The 224-nt window shown below is 70.1% G+C and carries 1 protein-coding gene; it reads right to left on the bottom strand.

Annotation, left to right across the window (positions count from 1 at the left end):
* Positions 1 to 224 (bottom strand): ATP-binding cassette domain-containing protein (locus FJ658_RS16770; RefSeq protein ID WP_370454753.1); only part of this gene is annotated, 224 nt, incomplete at both ends.

Genomic DNA, 224 nt, shown 5'->3' with positions numbered 1-224 from the left:
GGTCGCGACCCTCGAACAGCACCTTGCCGCCCGTGATCCGCCCGCTGCCCGGCAGCAGGTTGATGATGGCGTGCGCGGTCGTCGACTTGCCGGAGCCCGACTCGCCGACGATGGCGATCGTCTCGCCCGGGTAGACGTCGAAGCTCACGCCGCGCACGGCCGGCACGAAGCCGTCCTGCGTCTTGAACGCGACCTGCAGGTCCTCGACGGAGAGCAGGGGTTCC

It is taken from the genome of Schumannella sp. 10F1B-5-1, from assembly GCF_006517535.1.
Lineage (GTDB): Bacteria > Actinomycetota > Actinomycetes > Actinomycetales > Microbacteriaceae > Schumannella.
Note: the sequence above shows the minus strand (reverse complement) of the source record. Positions and strands in the feature narration are given on the sequence as shown.